Annotated in this window: 16 protein-coding genes and 1 pseudogene; 11 read left to right on the top strand and 6 right to left on the bottom strand. The window is 67.9% G+C overall.

The features are described 5' to 3' along the window. Positions 1 to 354 (top strand): DUF1304 domain-containing protein, encoded by a 354-nt coding sequence (locus tag DI276_RS11825; protein ID WP_112263297.1) that lies wholly within the window; start codon positions 1 to 3, stop codon positions 352 to 354. Here DI276_RS11825 and DI276_RS11820 read toward each other — a convergent pair. From DI276_RS11820 to pnuC, 3 genes are read right to left on the bottom strand one after another with little or no spacing between them, the layout of a single operon-like run. After that, positions 275 to 1,654, bottom strand: a complete 1,380-nt coding sequence (locus tag DI276_RS11820; protein WP_232836588.1) for a YibE/F family protein — start codon at positions 1,652 to 1,654, stop codon at positions 275 to 277. The genes DI276_RS11825 and DI276_RS11820 overlap by 80 nt on opposite strands. After that, positions 1,632 to 2,690 (bottom strand): AAA family ATPase, encoded by a 1,059-nt coding sequence (locus DI276_RS11815; protein ID WP_112263295.1) that lies wholly within the window; start codon positions 2,688 to 2,690, stop codon positions 1,632 to 1,634. Before DI276_RS11815 ends, DI276_RS11820 begins: the two co-directional genes overlap by 23 nt. Beyond that, a complete protein-coding gene (gene pnuC, locus DI276_RS11810) occupies positions 2,687 to 3,247 on the bottom strand; it encodes a nicotinamide riboside transporter PnuC (protein WP_232836587.1) in 561 nt (186 codons plus the stop codon). The genes DI276_RS11815 and pnuC overlap by 4 nt, the downstream gene beginning before the upstream one ends. A gap of 45 nt (positions 3,248 to 3,292) precedes the next feature. Between pnuC and DI276_RS11805 the strand changes: the two genes are divergently transcribed. Then, complete coding sequence (locus tag DI276_RS11805; protein ID WP_112263293.1) at positions 3,293 to 5,269, top strand: intein-containing Rv2578c family radical SAM protein; 1,977 nt, start codon at positions 3,293 to 3,295, stop codon at positions 5,267 to 5,269. 46 nt (positions 5,270 to 5,315) lie between these two features. Here DI276_RS11805 and DI276_RS11800 read toward each other — a convergent pair whose 3' ends face one another. Beyond that, entirely contained in the window at positions 5,316 to 5,666 is a 351-nt protein-coding gene (locus DI276_RS11800) for a nuclear transport factor 2 family protein (RefSeq protein WP_232836586.1), read from the bottom strand. 19 nt (positions 5,667 to 5,685) lie between these two features. Beyond that, complete coding sequence (locus tag DI276_RS11795) at positions 5,686 to 6,417, bottom strand: putative protein N(5)-glutamine methyltransferase (protein ID WP_112263291.1); 732 nt, start codon at positions 6,415 to 6,417, stop codon at positions 5,686 to 5,688. A 127-nt stretch (positions 6,418 to 6,544) separates the two neighbouring features. Here DI276_RS11795 and DI276_RS11790 point away from each other — a divergent pair, with 127 nt between their 5' ends. The 8 genes and pseudogenes from DI276_RS11790 (at position 6,545) to DI276_RS11755 (ending at position 15,783) form a co-directional block, all read left to right on the top strand. After that, positions 6,545 to 7,072 carry a TetR/AcrR family transcriptional regulator gene (locus DI276_RS11790; RefSeq protein ID WP_408610531.1) on the top strand — a complete coding sequence of 176 codons (528 nt, stop codon included), beginning with the start codon at positions 6,545 to 6,547 and terminating at the stop codon, positions 7,070 to 7,072. Continuing rightward, on the top strand, positions 7,069 to 7,803 hold the full coding sequence (locus tag DI276_RS11785) for a TIGR03084 family metal-binding protein (protein ID WP_112263289.1): 735 nt from the start codon (positions 7,069 to 7,071) through the stop codon (positions 7,801 to 7,803). Before DI276_RS11790 ends, DI276_RS11785 begins: the two co-directional genes overlap by 4 nt. A 47-nt stretch (positions 7,804 to 7,850) precedes the next feature. Further along, positions 7,851 to 9,322: pseudogene (locus DI276_RS11780) on the top strand (acyclic terpene utilization AtuA family protein). After that, on the top strand, positions 9,319 to 10,434 hold the full coding sequence (locus DI276_RS11775; protein WP_112263288.1) for an acyl-CoA dehydrogenase family protein: 1,116 nt from the start codon (positions 9,319 to 9,321) through the stop codon (positions 10,432 to 10,434). The pseudogene DI276_RS11780 and the gene DI276_RS11775 overlap by 4 nt, the downstream one beginning before the upstream one ends. Then, on the top strand, positions 10,434 to 11,984 hold the full coding sequence (locus DI276_RS11770) for an acyl-CoA carboxylase subunit beta (RefSeq protein ID WP_112263287.1): 1,551 nt from the start codon (positions 10,434 to 10,436) through the stop codon (positions 11,982 to 11,984). The genes DI276_RS11775 and DI276_RS11770 overlap by 1 nt, the downstream gene beginning before the upstream one ends. 4 nt (positions 11,985 to 11,988) lie before the next feature. Continuing rightward, entirely contained in the window at positions 11,989 to 13,821 is a 1,833-nt protein-coding gene (locus DI276_RS11765; protein WP_112263286.1) for an ATP-binding protein, read from the top strand. Next, positions 13,818 to 14,957, top strand: coding sequence for an acyl-CoA dehydrogenase family protein (locus DI276_RS11760; RefSeq protein WP_112263285.1), 1,140 nt, complete (start codon positions 13,818 to 13,820; stop codon positions 14,955 to 14,957). Before DI276_RS11765 ends, DI276_RS11760 begins: the two co-directional genes overlap by 4 nt. Before the next feature lie 13 nt (positions 14,958 to 14,970). After that, entirely contained in the window at positions 14,971 to 15,783 is an 813-nt protein-coding gene (locus tag DI276_RS11755) for an alpha/beta fold hydrolase (RefSeq protein WP_112263284.1), read from the top strand. On the opposite strand, the gene DI276_RS11750 is transcribed toward DI276_RS11755, so the two are convergent. After that, the gene (locus DI276_RS11750; RefSeq protein WP_112263283.1) at positions 15,723 to 16,640 is read right to left on the bottom strand and encodes a helix-turn-helix domain-containing protein; all 918 of its coding nucleotides are present in this window, start codon (positions 16,638 to 16,640) and stop codon (positions 15,723 to 15,725) included. The genes DI276_RS11755 and DI276_RS11750 overlap by 61 nt on opposite strands. 179 nt (positions 16,641 to 16,819) lie before the next feature. Here DI276_RS11750 and DI276_RS11745 point away from each other — a divergent pair, with 179 nt between their 5' ends. Continuing rightward, entirely contained in the window at positions 16,820 to 17,983 is a 1,164-nt protein-coding gene (locus tag DI276_RS11745) for a S8 family peptidase (protein WP_112263282.1), read from the top strand. The last annotated feature ends 67 nt before the right edge of the window (positions 17,984 to 18,050 follow it).

Below are 18,050 nucleotides of genomic sequence, written 5' to 3'. Positions count from 1 at the left end.
TTGCAGGTTATCGCGAACATCCTGATCGCCTTGGTGGCGTTGATCCACATCTACATCGTCGTGCTGGAGATGTTCCTCTGGACGACGCCGGCCGGCCAGAAGGCGTTCAACCTCACGCCCGAGTTCGCGCAGGAGACCAAGACGCTGGCCGGAAACCAGGGCCTCTACAACGGGTTCCTCGCCGCCGGCCTGATCTACGCGCTGATCCGTCAGGACTTCGGCGCCAGCGTGCTCTTCACGGTGTTCGTGATCGTCGCCGGCATCTACGGCACGTTCACGGCGAGCCGGAAGATCTTCTTCGTGCAGGTGGTGCCGGGCGCTCTGGCGCTGCTCTTCGTCCTACTCGCGAAGTAGGTCGCTCCCACGGCCCCTTGTCGGGGTCGTAGCCGGTGAAGAGGTCGCCCTCGATCCGCGCGGGCCGCGGCTTCTCGGGCTTCGGACGCTTCACGGCCTTGGGCTCGGGCTCCGGTTCGGGCTCGGGTTCCGAAGCAGCGGGGGCGACCTCCTGGCGCACGGCCACGAGTGCGGCCAGCGCCGTCGTCACCGGCACGGCGGCCACCAGTCCGATGCTGCCGACCAGCGTGCGGACGATCTCCTGCGCGATCTGCTGCGCCGTCAGGATCTCGCCCATCGACCGGCCCGCCAGCGAGATCGCCAGCAGCAACGGCAGCGCCGCGCCCGCGTACGCCATGACGAGCGTGTTGACCACGGACGACATGTGGTCGCGCCCGATCCGCGAGCCAGCCGCGAACAGTTCGCGCCACGTCAGCTTGTCGTTGGCGCGCCGCAGTTCCCACACCGCGCTGGTCTGCGTGACCGTGACGTCGTCGAGCACACCCAGCGCACCGATCAGCGTGCCGGCCAGCAGCAGCCCGCGCGTGTCGATGTCGGTGCCGAGCACGGTGACGAGGTTGATCGTGTCCTCGTCGAGCCCGGTCAGCGAGGAAGCCGCCGAGAACAACGCGCCCAGCACGCCGATCAGCGCGAGGCTCACCAACGTGCCGAGCACGGCGGTCGACGTTCTCGCGGACACGCCGTGGGTCAGGTAGAGCACCACGAACATGATCAGCCCGGCGCCGACGACCGCCACCATCAGCGGGTTCTGGCCGGCCAGGATCGACGGCATCACGAACAGCACGAGCACCACGAAGCTCAGCAGCAACGCACCCAGCGCGGCGAGGCCCTGCCATCGTCCGAGCAGGAGCACGGCCGCGGCGAAGAGCAACGCCAGCACGAAGAGCGACCAGCCGCGCTGGAAGTCGACGATCTGGTACGACTCGGCGGCCTGCGGCTGACTGCCCGAATAGGACAGCACCACCTCGTCGCCGATGTTGAAGTGCGGCGCTCCCGGCCCGTGCGGGCTCGGGATGGTGATGTTCTGGCCGTTCGCGTCGCCGTCGGTCATCCGCACGGTGACCGCGAGGCACTTCTCGCCGCAGTTCTCCGCCACGCCGGTGACGACCGCGCTGACCGGCTTCTGGTGCAGCCCGATGGCCGCGCCGGTCTTCTGCTCGTGCCCGAACGGGTAGAGCAGCGCCGCGCCGACGAGCGTGGCCAGTGCCAACGGCACCAGCAGCCACATCAGCAACGTGCGCACGCGTTGCGACGCCGGTTCTGCTTCCAGCGCGTGGCTATGCCCGTGACCGTGACCCACGCGTGACATCCTGCCTCATGAGGTGTTCGACGGCTGTTACGGCCGTGGCGAACCTGTCCTCGGTCACTTTGAGCCACGGGACGCCGCGCCGCGCGAGCTCGCGTTCGAACAGGCCGGTCATCCACTCCCGCAGGTGTTCGCCGTCACGCCAGCCGTCCTGTTCGAACGGAACGCCGACGTGGTCGGTCAGCAGGTAGAGGTCCGGTGGCGTGCCGGTGAAGACGTTCGGGCGGAAACCGAGGTAGCGCTCTCCCCAGACCGTGGCCGCAAAGGCGTCGTTGTCCGCGACGACCAGGGGAGCGGTTTCGGCCTTGATGCGGCGTTCCTGTTCGTGGGCAACGTCTTCGAAGTCGCCCAGCGTCCACACCAGACTGTCCACCGTGGCGTTCGGGTTGAACGCTCGTGCTGACTGGAGCTTGAGCTCGGTGTGTTCGCGGCCGTACTCGGGAATCCACGGCGCTCCGAAGTGGTCCGCGAGCTGTTTGGACAGTGTCGTCGTGCCGGTGCTCTCCGCGCCGACGACCACGACCTTCCACCCCAGCCCGCGTTGGGTCGCGGGTGCGAGATGGTGCCAGTTCGCCATCGGGTCGGTGCGGACGGCCGTGCCGGAGACGGCGTGCGTGACGCGGTCCAGGTCGACGAGTACGTGCTGCGCGCCCAGTCGTCGCGCGAGCTCGTCGCCGTACTTCTCGCTGGAGAACACGACGTCGACGGGCGCTTTGCCCGGTTCGCCGTCCGCGATCGCCCGCCGGGCCAGCACGGCCTTGGTCAGTTCGACGTGCAGGCTCCAGATCTCGTCGGAGTCGAAGTCCATCGGGTGGTCGTCGAGGTCGCCGATGATCCGGATGCCAGGTGCGGTGTGCGTCTCTCGCAGCCACTGCACGCGGTGTTCGAGCGGGATGTGCTCCGTCGAGGCCGCCAGCACGGTGACGGTCGTGCGTTCGCTGCGCGCTGTCGCCGTCTCGATCAGGTGGTGATGGCCGTTGTGTGGTGGGTAGAACTTGCCGAGCACGAGGGCGTGTTCGAACTCCTTCATACGCGCACCACGTCCCGCCTCCACGACCGCAGTCCGATCACGCACAGCACCATGAACCCCACGTACAACACTGCCGTCAGATACAGCTCCTTGTAGGCGTAGAGCGGCACGTAGATCACGTCCGCGGCGATCCACAGCCACCAGCACTCGACCTTCTTGCGCGCCTGTCCCCAGGTCGCGAGCAGCGACAACACCGTCGTGATGGCGTCCCAGAAGGGCACGGTCGACTCGGTGAAGGTGATGAGGACCCAGTGCAGCAGCGCGGTGCCGAGCACGCCGGCGACCGCGAGCCAGATCCACTGCTGTGTGGTCGTGCGGCTGACGTGCAGCGTCGTGTGCTGCTCGCCGCCGCGCAGCCACGCCCACCAGCCGTAGAGCGCCAGCACGATGTAGACGAGCTGCAGCCCGGAGTCCGCGTACAGGCCGCTGCCCCAGAACAGCACGAGGAACGCGATGTTGTTGGCGATGCCGATGGGCCAGTTCCAGGGGTTTTGCCGGGCGACGAGCCACACGCACAGTGCGCCGGTGATGAAGCCTGCTACCTCAACGGGTGACACGGGCACTCCTTGACCGCTGTTCGAACATGTGTTCGAATCGACGGTGTGCGATGGGACGGACAGAAACTCGAGGCAGAGCCGCAGCAGGCACTACCGGGGCTACCGGGACTGGTGCGCAGCGTACGAACTCCTGAGTTCGCGGACGTGGTGTTCCACGAGGTCCGCGCCAAATCCGTGCTCAACGGAGTACCGGGGTCGTCGCTGCCCTTCTCCTGGACGGTGAACCCGTATCGGGGCTGCTCACACGCCTGCACCTACTGCATGGCCGGCGACACCCCGATCCTGCTGGGCAACGGCCGCACCAAACCGTTGGCGGAGCTGCGGGTCGGCGACGAGATCTACGGCACCGAGCTCGTCGGCAACTATCGCCGCTACAAGCTGACGACCGTGCTGGCGCACTGGGAGACGCGCAAGGTCGCGTACCGGTTGACGTTGGAGGACGGCACATCGGTGGTCGCGTCCGGTGACCACCGCTTCCTGACCGACCGCGGCTGGAAGCACGTGACGGGCGAAACCGCGGGCACCGGCCGGCGCCCGCACCTCACGACCGGCAACAAGCTGATGGGCACGGGGGCTTTCGTCGAGCAGCCGACCGTGACCGACGACTACCGCCGCGGCTACCTGCGCGGCATGGTGGACGACGAGCAGGAGTTCCGCATTCCGTTGGCCGACATAGAGGCCATGGACCGCACGCAGGAGTACCTCGACTACTTCGGCGTGCGAGAAGGGAGGGGATTTCTGCACCAAGTGCGCGAGCTCGCGCACTGGCAGATAGCCCCGAACCCCGACTGGCTCAAGGGATTCCTGGCCGGCGCGTTCGACTACCTCGGGACCTGCTCGCGCAGCATCCTGCGCATGTCGACGCGCAACACGGTTGTGCTCGAAGCGATCTGCTTGGCGTTGAAGCACTTCCACTTCGACTTCGCGATCGAGGAGCTGCGCCGCCGTCGTGGCGTGCGGGTCGTGCGCCTGCGCGGCGGGCTGCGGGAGAACCTGCGCTTCTTCCACACCGTCGACCCGGCGATCACCCGCAAGCGCGACATCGACGGGGTGGCGATCAAGTCGCAGCAGCCGCTGGGCGTGGTGTCGGTGGAGCTGTTGGACGAGATGCCGTTGTACGACATCACGACCGGCACCGGCGACTTCATCGCCAACGGCGTGGTTTCGCACAACTGCTTCGCCCGCAAGACGCATTCTTATCTGGATCTTGACACCGGCCGCGACTTCGACAGCCAGCTGATCGTCAAGGTCAACGCGGGGGAGGTGCTGTCGCGTCAGCTCCGTTCGCCCCGGTGGAAGCAGGAGCACGTCGCGCTGGGCACCAACACCGACCCGTACCAGCGGGCTGAGGGGCGGTACGCCTTGATGCCAGGGATCATCGAGGCGCTCACCGCCTCTCGTACGCCCTTCTCGATCCTGACGAAGGGCACGCTGCTGGCCCGCGATCTGCCGCTGCTGTCCGCTGCGGCAGAGGTGGTGCCGGTCGGGATCGCGGTGTCGCTGGCGTTGATGGACCGCGATCTGCACAAGTCGCTGGAACCCGGCACGCCGACTCCGGCCGCTCGGCTGGAGCTGGTGCGGAAGGTGCGGGAAGCCGGGTTGCCGTGCGGCGTCTTCGTGGCTCCGGTGCTGCCCGAGCTGACGGACTCCGTTGAGCAGCTCGACTTTCTGCTGGAGCAGATCGCGGCGGCTGGGGCTACGGGCGTGACGGTGCTGCCGTTGCACCTGCGTCCTGGCGCGCGGGAGTGGTTCGCGGCCTGGTTGAAGCGCGAGCACCCGGATCTCGTCGAGACGTACCGGTATCTGTACGGCAACGGGTCCTATGTGGACAAGCGGTACCGCGCCCGGCTGACGGCGCGGGTGGTTCCGCTGATCGAGAAGCACGGGCTGGCGCCGCGTGGACGGTCCACCGACGCCGTCACCGGTGTGCCCGGTGACGACGACGGCGTGTGGCCCGACGGCAGTCTGCCGGTGGGTGTGCCGGCTCCTCGGGTGGATCAGGAACAGCTCACCCTGCTCTGAATTTCGCGGTGGGACGCCCTCTTCCCCAGGGTGTTTCCCCGGCTTCCTACGCCCAGCCGCCCTGGACCATCGTCTGGAACTTCCACTCGTCGCCGACCTTCACCAGCAGGTCGCCGTAGCGCACGGTGAAGTCGTTGATCGTGCCGTCCGTGATGACGAAGACCAGGTTGTCGTTGATGAAGTGCGGCGTCCTCGTGGACTCCATCTTCACTTCACCGCCACCGCCGAGCTGAGCCCCCATCTCCTTGATGAAGCGCTCCCGGTCCCACGACGTCGCCGAGCCGTCGGTGACCGTGTTGATCGGGAACAACGCCATGTCGGCCATCTTCTCGACGTCGCCCTTGACCGCGAGCTCGTCCCACGTTGCGAACCACTGCATGACCTCGTCGTACGACATACCGTACATTGTACGGACTTTACGCCGTGCCTGCCACTGCATTGGTGTCTTCGCTGGTCACGAGCTTGGAGTCGAGCCCTGCGGCGGTGAAAGCGGCCAGTGCCGCCGGTGCCTGGCGTTCGCTCGTCTCGCTCAGCAGGTGGCCGCCGGGCTTGAGCCAGGCCTTCGCTTGTGCCGCGACCCGCCGCATCACTTCGAGTCCGTCCGTGCCGCCGTCGAGGGCTACTCGTGCCTCGTAGTCGCGTGCCTCGGCCGGCATGAACTCAATGTCGTCGGTGGGCACGTACGGCACGTTGGCCACCACGACGTCGATGTGTCCTCTGAGTTCCGTGGGTAACGCATCGAACAGGTCGCCCTCGAACACGTTCGTGAGGTTCTTGCGCGCGCACTGCACCGCTACGGGGTCGATGTCCGCCGCGTACACCGTGGCGTTCGGCAGCCTGTGTTGCAGCACTGCACCCACCGCGCCGGATCCGCAGCACATGTCGACGACGATCCGCGGGTTCAGTTCGGTGGCGAGGTCGACCAGCAGTTCGGTGCGGTGGCGCGGCACGAACACGCCCTTGGTGATTGCGATCCGTTGCCCGCAGAACTCGGCCCAGCCCACGACGTGTTCGAGCGGCAGCCCGCTGACCCGTTGACTGATCATGTCTTCGAGGTGCTCGGCGGAGGTGGCGGCGTCCTCCAGCAGGGCGGCTTCTTCCTCGGCGAAGACGCAGCCTGCGGCCCTCAGGCGTTCGACGATGCTCATCAGTGCCGGACGCTACCCGTGGCATTTACAAGCAGGCTTGACTGTTTGTTTGTGGGCCGGAACACTCGAAGGCGTGGAGACGAGGCAGCGCCAGGCCGACCGCAGCGCCGGCACCAAGCGGAAGCTGATGGAGGCCACGGTCGAGTGCCTGGTGGAACGTGGCTGGTCAGGCACCACGACCACCGAGGTGGCCGAGCGAGCAGGGGTGTCGCGGGGCGCCCAGCTGCACCACTTCCGCACGCGCGGTGAGCTGGTCGCGGCGGCCGTGGAGCACGTGGGCGCGGAGAGCGTCGAGGTGCTCAAGCGCCGCGCGGAGATCGCGGACAAGAGCACGCACGCCGTGGTGGAGCTGATCGCCGACTTCCACGCCAGCGACCTGTTCACCGCCGCCCTGGAACTGTGGGTGGCCGCCCGCACCGACCCGGAACTGCGCTCCCAGGTGCTCGAACTGCAAGCCCGGCTTGGTCGCGAGGTGTATGCGCTCGCTCTGGAGCTGCTGGACGTCGACGACTCGCGGCCCGGTGTGAAAGACGCCGTGCAGGCAACCCTTGATCTTGTGCGCGGGCTGGCGCTCGCCAACCAGCTCGCCGACGACGCCAAGCGCCGGGCGCACGTCGTGCGCTACTGGGCGCGGATGCTGGAGGAGCAGCTGTGATCACGGAACTGCTGGCCGACCTCGACGCCGAGTCCCGCTCGCTCGACGACCTCGTCGCGGGTGTGGAGGACTGGTCGCTGCCGACGCCGGCCGAGGGGTGGACCATCGGGCACCAGATCGGCCATCTCATGTGGACGGACAAGGCGGCCGTCCTCGCCATCACCGACCCGGAGTCGTTCAAGGCACAGCCGCTCACCGGCGACATCGTGGACCGCACGGCGGCCGAGGCGGCGGCGTTGCCTGATCTTTTGGAGTTGTGGCGAGCCAGCCGTGCCGCGTTGCAGGAGCACCTGGCCAGGGCCACCGGGAAGATCGTGTGGTTCGGGCCGCCGATGAGCCCGGCGTCGATGGCCACCGCGCGGCTCATGGAGACGTGGGCGCACGGGCAGGACGTCTTCGACGCGCTGGGGGTGGTGCGGGAGCCTTCTCCGCGGATTCGGCACGTTTGCCACATCGGGGTGCGGACGATGGGGTTCGCGTTTCTGTTGAACGGGTTGGCGGTGCCTGAGGTCGAGGTTCGGGTGGAGTTGACCGGGCCTGGTGGCGAGTTGTGGACGTGGGGGCCGGAGGGGGCGGAGAACCGGGTTTCCGGGCCGGCGTTGGACTTCGCCTGGTTGGTGACGCAGCGGCGGAATCGCAAGGAGTTGGCGATCGAGGCGACCGGCCCCGTCGCAGAGACCTGGGTGCCGATCGCGCAGGCATTCGCCGGGCCGCCTGGAGGTGGCCGGTGATCAGGATCGGCAATGCGTCCGGGTTCTACGGCGACCGACTCTCCGCCATGCGCGAGCAGTTGGAGGGCGGGGACCTCGACGTCCTCACCGGTGACTACCTGGCCGAGTTGACCATGCTCATCCTCGGCCGAGACCGCATGAAGGATTCGCAGCTCGGCTACGCCAAGACGTTCCTGCGCCAGATGGAGGACTGCCTCGGCCTCGCGCTCGACAAGGGCGTCAAGATCGTCGTCAACGCGGGTGGGCTCAACCCCGAAGGCTTGGCCCGCAAGCTCGACGCCAAAGTCGGGTACGTCACGGGCGACGACCTGAAGGCCCGGTTCCCGGAAGCCCTGACCGCCAACGCCTACCTGGGCGCTTGGGAGATCGCCGACTGCCTCGACCAAGGCGCCCAGGTCGTCGTCACCGGCCGCGTCACCGACGCAAGCCTCGTCGTCGGCCCGGCTGCGGCCCACTTCGGCTGGGCCCGCGACGACTGGGACAAGCTCGCCGGTGCCACAGTCGCCGGCCACGTCCTGGAATGCGGCACCCAGGCCACCGGCGGCAACTACTCGTTCTTCACCGAGATCGACACCACCAAGCCCGGTTTCCCGATCGCCGAGATCGACGAGGACGGCTCCTGCCTCATCACCAAACACGACGGCACCGGCGGGACGGTCACCACAGACACCGTTACGGCGCAACTGCTCTACGAGATCGGCGCGCCCGAATACCTGGGCCCGGACGTCACCACGCACTTCGACACGATCAAGCTCGAACAGCACCCAAGAGGCGTCCGGATCTCCGAAACCAAGGGCAGTCCGCCACCGGACACGCTCAAGGTGTGCCTGAACACGTTGGGCGGGTTCAGGAACTCCACGACGTTCGTCCTCACCGGACTCGACGTCGACGCGAAGGCCGACCTCGTCAAGCGGCAGTTGCAGCAGGCCATCGGCGACGAAGGCCTGACCTGGACCCTGGCCCGCACGGACCAAACCGACGCGCCGACCGAAGAGCAGGCCAGCGCGCTGCTGCACGTGACGATCAAGACCACCGACCCCAAGCGCGCCAAGGGGTTCAGCCGGGCCGCGATCGAGCTGGCACTCGCGAGCTATCCCGGGTTCCACGTCACGGCACCGCCCAGTGATGGGACGCCGTTCGGGGTGTACAAGGCGGCCTACGTCAACCGCGACGAAGTCAGCGCCAAGGCGGTGTTGTTGTGAAGAGGCCGTTGGGAACCATCGCCGGGGCACGCAGCGGTGACAAGGGCGGGGACGCGAACCTCGGCGTCTGGGTCCGCACCGAAGAAGCCTATGAGTGGCTCAGCACCTTCCTGACCAAGGAGAAGCTCAAGGAGCTGCTGCCGGAAGCACAGGAAGTCACGAGGTACGACTTGCCCAACCTCAAGGCGCTCAACTTCGTGCTGCACGGCCTGCTCGGTGAGGGCGTGGCGAGCAGCACGCGGTTCGACCCGCAGGCGAAGGCGCTGGGCGAGTGGTTGCGCAGCAGGGAAGTGGAGATTCCGGAGGAGCTGCTGTGATCACCAAGGACCTCTACGAAGAGCGCAAGGAGCTCAGGAACCTCGTCCGGGAGTTCACCCGCAACGAGATCGTGCCGCACCTCGACGAGTGGGAGAAGCGGGGCGAGGTTCCGCGCGAGCTGCACAAGAAGGCGGCCGAGCTGGACCTGCTGGGCATCGGGTTCGAGCACGGCGACCTGCTCGACACGGTCGTGCTCACCGAGGAGATCATCCAAAGTGGAGGGTCGAGCGGGCTGATCGCGGCGCTGTGCACGCACGGCATCGCGATCCCGCACATCTGGCAGTCGGGCAACGAGGACCTGATCGAGCGGTTCGCGAAGCCCGCGATCAGGGGCGAGAAGATCGGCAGCCTGGCCGTCACCGAACCCGACGCGGGCAGTGACGTCGCGAACATCAAGACGAAGGCCGTCAGAGATGGCGATCACTACATCGTCAACGGCACCAAGACGTTCATCACGTCGGGAATCCGCGCGGACTTCGTCACGACCGCCGTCCGGACCGGCGAGCCGGGCTACCAGGGCATCTCGCTGCTGGTGATCGAGGACGGGTTCACCCGCCGCAAGCTCGACAAGATGGGCTGGCACTGCAGCGACACGGCCGAACTGCACTTCGACGACGTGCGGGTGCCCGCGAAGAACCTGGTGGGCGAGGAGAACCAGGGATTCGTGCAGATCATGCGGCAGTTCCAGGTCGAGCGGATCACGATGGCCGTCGAGGCGTACGCGACGGCGCAGCGCGCGCTCGACCTGACCGTCGAGTGGACCAGGAACCGGGAGACGTTCGGCAAGCCGTTGATCAAACGGCAGGTGGTGAGCCACAAGCTCGCGGAGATGGCGCAGAAGATCGACCTGGCGCGCACCTACACCCGTGAGGTCGCGGCGCGGATCAGCCGCGGCGAGGACTGCGTCACCGAGGTGTGCTTCGCGAAGAACGCGGCCGTCGAGACGTGCGCGCAGGTGGTGGACGCGGCCGTGCAGTTGCACGGCGGCATGGGCTACATGCGGGAGTCCGAAGTGGAGCGGCACTACCGGGATGCCCGCATCCTCGGCATCGGTGGCGGGGCGAGTGAAGTGATGACCGAGCTCGCGGCACGACGATTGGGGTTCGCCTGATGGGCAACAGGGAGGCGCTGCTCGCGAAGATCGCGCAGTTGGACGCCGAGCACGCCAAAGCGCTCGCGGGAGGTGGGCCGAAGTACGTCGAGCGGCACCACAAGCGCGGCAAACTGCTTGCGCGCGAACGGGTTGAGCTGCTCGTGGACGAGGACAGCCCGTTCCTGGAGCTGTCGCCGCTCGCCGCGTGGGGCACCGACTTCCCGGTCGGGGCCAGCGTGGTCACGGGCATCGGGCGGATCGAGGGCGTCGAGTGCGTGATCGTCGCGAACGACCCGACGGTCCGCGGCGGCGCTTCAAACCCGTACACGCTGCGCAAGAGCCTGCGGGCCAACGACATCGCGCTGCAGAACCGGCTGCCGCTGGTGAGCCTGGTCGAGTCGGGCGGCGCGGATCTGCCCACGCAGAGCGAGATCTTCATCCCCGGTGGCCGGGCGTTCCGGGATCTCACGCGGCTGTCCGCGGCCGGCATCCCGACGATCACGGCGGTGTTCGGCAACGCCACGGCGGGTGGCGCGTACGTGCCGGGCATGTCGGACTACGTGATCATGATCAAGGACCGGTCGAAGGTGTTCCTCGGCGGTCCGCCGCTGGTCAAGATGGCGACCGGTGAGGACGCGGACGACGAGTCACTGGGCGGCGCGACCATGCACGGCGCGACGTCGGGCCTCGCGGACTTCGTGGCGGAGGACGAGACCGACGCGATCAGGCTGGCGCGCAGGGTCGTCGCGCGGCTGAACTGGAAGAAGCAAGGCCCTGAACCAATGCCAGTGGAAGAGCCGCACTACGACGCCGACAGCATCCTGGACATCGTGTCCGAGGACCAGCGGGTTCCGTTCGACCCCAGGGACGTCATCGCACGGCTCGTCGACGGGTCGCAGTTCGACGAGTTCAAACCGTTGTACGGCAACAGTCTCGTCACCGGGTGGGCCAGGATCCACGGCTATCCGGTCGGCATCCTGGCGAACGCGCGCGGCGTGCTGTTCAGCGAGGAGTCGCAGAAGGCCACCCAGTTCATCCAGCTCGCGAACCAGAGCGACACCCCGCTGGTCTTCCTGCAGAACACCACCGGCTACATGGTCGGCGCGCAGTACGAGCAGGGCGGCATCGTCAAGCACGGCTCGATGATGATCAACGCCGTCTCCAACAGCAAAGTGCCGCACCTGACGATCACAATGGGTGCGAGCTACGGCGCCGGCAACTACGGCATGTGCGGCCGGGCGTACGACCCGAGGTTCCTGTTCACCTGGCCCAACGCCAAGTCCGCGGTGATGGGTCCGGCGCAGCTCGCCGGTGTGCTGTCGATCGTCGGACGGCAGGCCGCCGCGGCGAAGGGGCAGGAGTACAACGAGGCGCACGACGCCGCCATGCGCAAGATGGTCGAGGCGCAGATCGAGGAGCAGTCGCTGGCGCCGTTCCTGTCCGGGAAGCTCTACGACGACGGCGTGATCGACCCTCGCGACACCAGGACCGTGCTCGCCATCTGTCTCTCCGCTGTCCACAGCGGACCGATCAAGGGCGCCGACGGCTTCGGCGTCTTCCGGATGTGACCCGATGATCAAGACTCTGTTGATCGCCAACCGCGGCGAGATCGCCCGCCGGATCATCCGCACCTGCAACGCGCTCGGAATCCGCACGGTCGCGGTGTTCTCCGACCCGGATGCATCAGCTCCGCACGTACGGGAGGCCGACTTCGCGGTCAACCTGCCCGGCGCGTCGCCGACCGACACCTATCTCCGCGCCGACCTGATCGTCGAGGCGGCGACCAGGGCGGGAGCGGACGCCGTCCACCCCGGTTACGGCTTCCTCAGCGAGAACGCCGACTTCGCGAGGAAGGTGCAGGCTGCGGGCCTGACCTGGGTCGGGCCGGAGCCGGACTCGATCGAGGCCATGGGCTCCAAGGTCGCCGCCAAGAAGAGGATGGCGGCCGCGGGCGTGCCCACGTTGCCCGAGCTCGACCCGGAGACGGTCCCCGAGTTCCCGGTGCTGATCAAGGCCTCGGCCGGCGGCGGCGGACGCGGCATGCGCATCGTGCGTGAAAAGGCGGAGTTCGCGGACGCCCTGGCCAGTGCGCGCAGGGAAGCCGAGTCGGCCTTCGGCGACCCGACGGTGTTCTGCGAGCCGTTGCTGGAGCATGCGCGGCACGTCGAGGTGCAGATCCTCGCGGACACCCACGGCACGGTCTGGGCGCTCGGCGAACGCGAGTGCTCGATCCAGCGCAGGCACCAGAAGATCGTCGAGGAGTCGCCCAGCCCGGCGGTCACCGACGACATCCGCAAGCGCTTGTTCGCGGCGGCAACAGCTGCGGCTGAGTCGATCGGCTACGTCGGCGCGGGCACCGTCGAGTTCATGCTGAAGGGCGAGGACTTCCACTTCCTGGAGGTCAACACCCGGTTGCAGGTCGAGCACCCGGTCACCGAGCTCGTGCACGGCGTCGACCTCGTCGAGTGGCAGCTCCGGATCGCCGAGGGCGCCGAGCTGCCGGCGGAAGCGCCGGAACCGCGGGGCCACGCCATCGAGGTCAGACTGTACGCCGAGGACCCCGCGAACGACTGGCGCCCGGCCAGCGGCACGCTGCACAGGATCCACGTGCCCGGCGACGTCCGGCTGGACAGCGGCGTCGAGGACGGGTCGGAGATCTCGGTCTTCTACGACCCCATGCTGGCCAAGGTGATCGCACACGCGCCAACGCGCCTGGCGGCCGCTCGCAAACTAGCTACAGCACTGGAAAGCGCGCACATCCACGGCCTGATCACGAACCGTCAGCTGCTCGTGGACATCCTCCAGAACGACGCTTTCCTGAACGGCGACACGCACACCGGGTTCCTCGCCGAGCACGACTTCACCCGAACCGTTGACCCGCAACCGTTTGCGCTCGCGGCGGCACTAGCTGCCGCCGCCGGTCGCAAGATCGGACACCTGCCGCTGGGCTGGCGCAACGTCCGCTCGCAGCAGCCGAAGGCGAAGTTCCTGTTCGGGGACACCGAGATCGAGGTCGAGTACGACCCGATGCAGGCCACGCCAGACGTGGTCACGCTCGACCTGGACGGCGTGCGCACGCCTTTCCGCGTTGCCAGGTACGGCGACCTCGTCGAGGTCGACTCGCCGCGCGGATCGGTCAGCCTCAAGTCCGTGCCGCGGTTCCCCGAGCCGGAGACCAAGCTCGCACCGGGCGCGACCATCGCCCCGATGCCCGGCACGGTCGTCCGCGTCTCCGTGCAACAGGGTGACGCAGTCGAAGCAGGAATCGAGCTCCTGGTGCTGGAAGCCATGAAGATGGAACACCGCGTGCTGGCGACCAACGCGGGCACAGTCACCGAGCTTCTCGTCGAAACCGCCCAGCAGGTCAATGCGGGCGACGTCCTGGCCGTAGTGGAGGAACAGTGAGCTTCGTCGAGTCCGAAGAGCGGATCGCGCTCCGCAAGGCCGTCTCCGAGTTCGGTGCCAAGTACGGCCATGACTACTTCATCGCCAAGGCCCGCGCGGGGGAGAAGACCACCGAGCTGTGGGAAGAGGCGGGCAAGCTCGGCTACCTCGGCGTGGCGGTGCCCGAGGAGTACGGCGGCGGTGGCGGCGGCATCGGCGACCTCGCGGCGGTGTGCGAGGAGCTGGCCGCGGCGGGCTGTCCGTTGCTGCTCATGGTCGTCTCGCCGGCGATCTGCGCGACGGTGATCGCGCGGTTCGGCACGGAGGAGCAGAAGTCCAAGTGGCTGCCCGGTTTCGCGGACGGCACAGTGAAGATGGCGTTCGCGATCACCGAGCCGGACGCGGGATCGAACGCGCACCAGCTGAAGACGCACGTCCGCCCCGACGGCGACGACTGGGTCCTCAAGGGCACCAAGACGTTCATCTCCGGCATCGACGAGGTCGACGCCGTGCTCGTGGTCGCCATCCAGAAGACCGGGCCGGTGCTCGTCGTCGTCCCCACCAACGCCGAGGGCTTCACCTGGCACCAGATCGAGATGGACCTCGTCGCGCCGGAGAAGCAGTTCACGCTGTTCTTCGACGACGTCCGGCTGCCATCGGACGCCGTCGTGGGCTCGCCGGACCAGGGCCTGCTGCAGGTGTTCGCCGGCCTCAACCCCGAACGGATCATGGGCGCGAGCATGGCCACCGGTTCGGCCAGGCTGGCGATCAGCAAGGCCGTCACCTACGCGCAGCAGCGCCAGGTGTGGGAGCACCCGATCGGCTCGCACCAGGGTCTGGCGCACCCGCTGGCGAAGATCCACATCGAGATCGAGCTGGCGCGGCTGATGACGCAGAAGGCGGCCGCGCTGTACGACTCGGGCCGCGACAAGGACGCCGGTGAGGCCGCGAACATGGCCAAGTACGCAGCGGGGGAGGCGATCGCGGCCGCGGTCGATCAGGCGATCCAGACGCACGGCGGCAACGGGCTGACGTCCGAGTTCGGGCTGGCGTCGATGCTCGGCATGTCCCGGCTGTCCCGCATCGCGCCTGTCAGCAGGGAGATGGTGCTCAACTTCGTGGCGCAAAACAGCCTGAAGTTGCCTCGCTCTTACTGAGAGACTCCCCGGCATGGGGACTTTCAGCTCGTACGACGGCACCAAGCTCGCGTTCCACGGCCCGGCAGGAGATGACCCGCTCATCTGCCTGCCGGGCGGGCCGATGACGGCGTCGTCCTACCTCGCACCACTTCCGCTGGACAACCTGCTCAGGCTCGATCTGCGCGGTACTGGCGAGTCCGAGGCAGCTCCCAGGGAGACCTACCGCGTGGACCGCCAGGTCGACGACGTGGAAGCGCTCCGGCAGCACCTCGGGCTGGACCGGATCAGATTGCTCGGCCACTCGGCGGGCGGCACCCTCGCGATCCTCTACGCGACGCGACACCCGCAGCACGTCGAGGAACTCGTCCTCATCGCGCCGAGCCCGCGGGTCGTCGGCCTCGACGTCACCGACGACGATCGGCGCGCGATCGCGCTGAGCCGCAGCGGCGAACCCTGGTACGACGAGGCCATCAAGGGCTTCGAGGAGATCTGGGCGGGCAACGCGACACCCGAGGCGTTCGAGAAGATCGCCCCGTTCTGGCACGGGCGCTGGGACGACGAGGTGCGCGCGCTCGACGACCACCCGACCAACGAAGAGGCGGCCGAGGAGTTCTACGCCGAGGGTGCGCTGGACCCGGAGGCAACCCGCGCGGCGCTCAAAACTCTCGACGTGCCAACGCTTCTGCTCTTCGGCGAGGTCGACGTCGCGATCCCGCTCAACCGCGCGCGCGAGTACGCCGAACTACTCCCGCACGCGCGGCTCGTGATCCAGCAGGCAGCCGGTCACAATCCCTGGCTCGACGACCCCGAGGCGTTCGCGGCCGCGGTCCAGCGCATGCCGTAAAGGCCCGGTCCGAAGTCGAGTGCGGCGGCGTGCGCGTAACCCCAGGTGTCCACCGGGGCCGGGCGGGCGCCGCCGAACATTTCCGAACCCGCCGGACCGGACGCGAATTGCTCGCAGGAAGCGGGCGGGGAGTCGGCCGGGAATTTGATCTCCAGCACGTAGTCGTGCACCCGTTCGGCGAACCGCCGGAAATGCGTGTGCTCGACCGTCGGATGTGGATAGATCAATTCGTACTCGATCGCGATCGAGGCGCCGGGGGAGATCGGCTCGTCGAACAACAGCTCCGCGACGAGGACGCCGTTGGTGCGTTCGCGAGCTACCCTGCCGACCCTGCACGAGCGGACGGCGGTCAGGGCCGGGAGTGCGGCGCCCTGGGCGGAACCCGTTTCGTGGCAGAGGATCCAGCGGTCCACATTGGCCGACGTCGCCTGCATGACCTGACGTGACCGGATGCTGCGCACGCCGCCGCAGGGCGCGACGTCCACCCGGTCGTGCTGCGCGGTCAGCATGAGGCCGGAACCGTCCCACGGCGCCCGTGCCGACTGCTCCCGCCTGCGCGAACGGCCGCGCGGCCGGGGTGGGCCGAGCAGCCGGGAGAGCGCTCCCCCTGGCAGGCCGAGCACGTCCTCGAGCTGGGCCAGCGCCATCAGCGACTCCGGTCGCTCGGGTCTGCGCCGGCCCGACTGCCAGTAGCTCAGCGCCGTCACGCTGATCGGCGCGCCACGCACCCGCAGGCGGTGCTGCAGCCGTTCCAGACTGAGACCCCGCACCTGGATCGCGACCCGCAACGCGTCCGCGAACGGACCCGTCACCAGAAGGTCGGCGAGCTCCTCGCGCGGTGGGTAAATCGTCAGCATCCAGTCCTCCGTTTCCCGGAGTCAAGTCCGAGAGGTTATCGGCAGCAAAGGGAACGCGGTACAGCCGATCGGCGGTTTCGGGAGGGTGACAAACCCGGAAAGTTCAGATCTCGGGTCTATTACGCCGCCATAGTCCCGATTGGGTTCCTGATCACCCCTGCGACGAACAGGACAACGCAATGCGCAAGACAGCAACTCTGCTGGGTTCGGCGGTCATGATCGCCGCGTTCGCGGCACCCGCGCAGGCCGCCGTCGGTGAGATCCTCACCTTCGACGGAGCGCAGAACATCCCCGGCAGCTTCGTCGTGAAGCTGAAGGACAACCGCGTCACCGCGAGCGCCGCAACGCTCGGTGCGCGCTTCGGCGGCCAGATCGGGTACGTGTACGACGCCGCGTTCAAGGGCTTCTCGATCAAGATGTCCGACGCCCAGGCGCGCAGACTGGCCGCGGACCCCTCGGTCGAGTTCGTGGAACGCGACCAGGTGCTCAGCATCCAGGCCACTCAGGTCAACCCGCCGTCGTGGGGCCTGGACCGGATCGACCAGCGCAACCTGCCGCTCGACCAGCGCTACACCTACAACACCACCGGTTCCGGCGTGAACGCCTACGTCCTCGACACCGGTGTCCGGATCAGCCACCAGACGTTCGGCGGCCGTGCCAAGAACGGCCGCGACTTCGTCGACAACGACGCCGTCGCGCAGGACGGCAACGGCCACGGCACGCACGTCGCCGGCACGATCGCGGGTGCTCAGTACGGCGTGGCGAAGGCCGCGACGATCGTCGCGGTGCGCGTGCTGAACAACCAGGGCTCCGGCACGCTCGCCGGCGTCAACGCGGGCATCAACTGGGTGGCCGCGAACCACGTCAAGCCCGCCGTCGCCAACATGTCGCTCGGCGGCGGTGCGAACGCGTCGCTCGACAGCGCGGTGCAGGGCGCGATCACGCGCGGTGTCTCGTTCGCGGTCGCGGCCGGCAACTCGAACACCAACGCTGCCAACACCTCGCCCGCACGGGTGGGGGCGGCGATCACCGTCGGCTCGACCGACATCAACGACGCCCGGTCCTCGTTCTCCAACTACGGTCCGGTCGTCGACGTGTTCGCGCCGGGCAGGAACATCACGTCCTCGTGGCACACCAGTGACACGGCCACGAACACCATCTCGGGCACCTCGATGGCGACGCCGCACGTCGCCGGCGTGGTGGCGAGGTACCTGCAGGGCAACTTCAACGTGACGCCCGCGCAGGTTTCGACCGCGATCACCTCCAACGCCACCAACGGCAAGGTGACCAACCCCGGTGCCGGTACGACGACCAGGCTCCTCCACTGGCCGCCGACCAGCTGACCTCTTCTGTTGTGCGGCCCCGGCTCTCTGCGAGCCGGGGCCGTTTTTTCCCTGCGAAGAAAGGAAA

It is taken from the genome of Lentzea terrae (assembly GCF_003265345.1).
GTDB classification, from domain to species: Bacteria; Actinomycetota; Actinomycetes; order Mycobacteriales; family Pseudonocardiaceae; genus Lentzea; species Lentzea terrae.
Note: the sequence above shows the minus strand (reverse complement) of the source record. Positions and strands in the feature narration are given on the sequence as shown.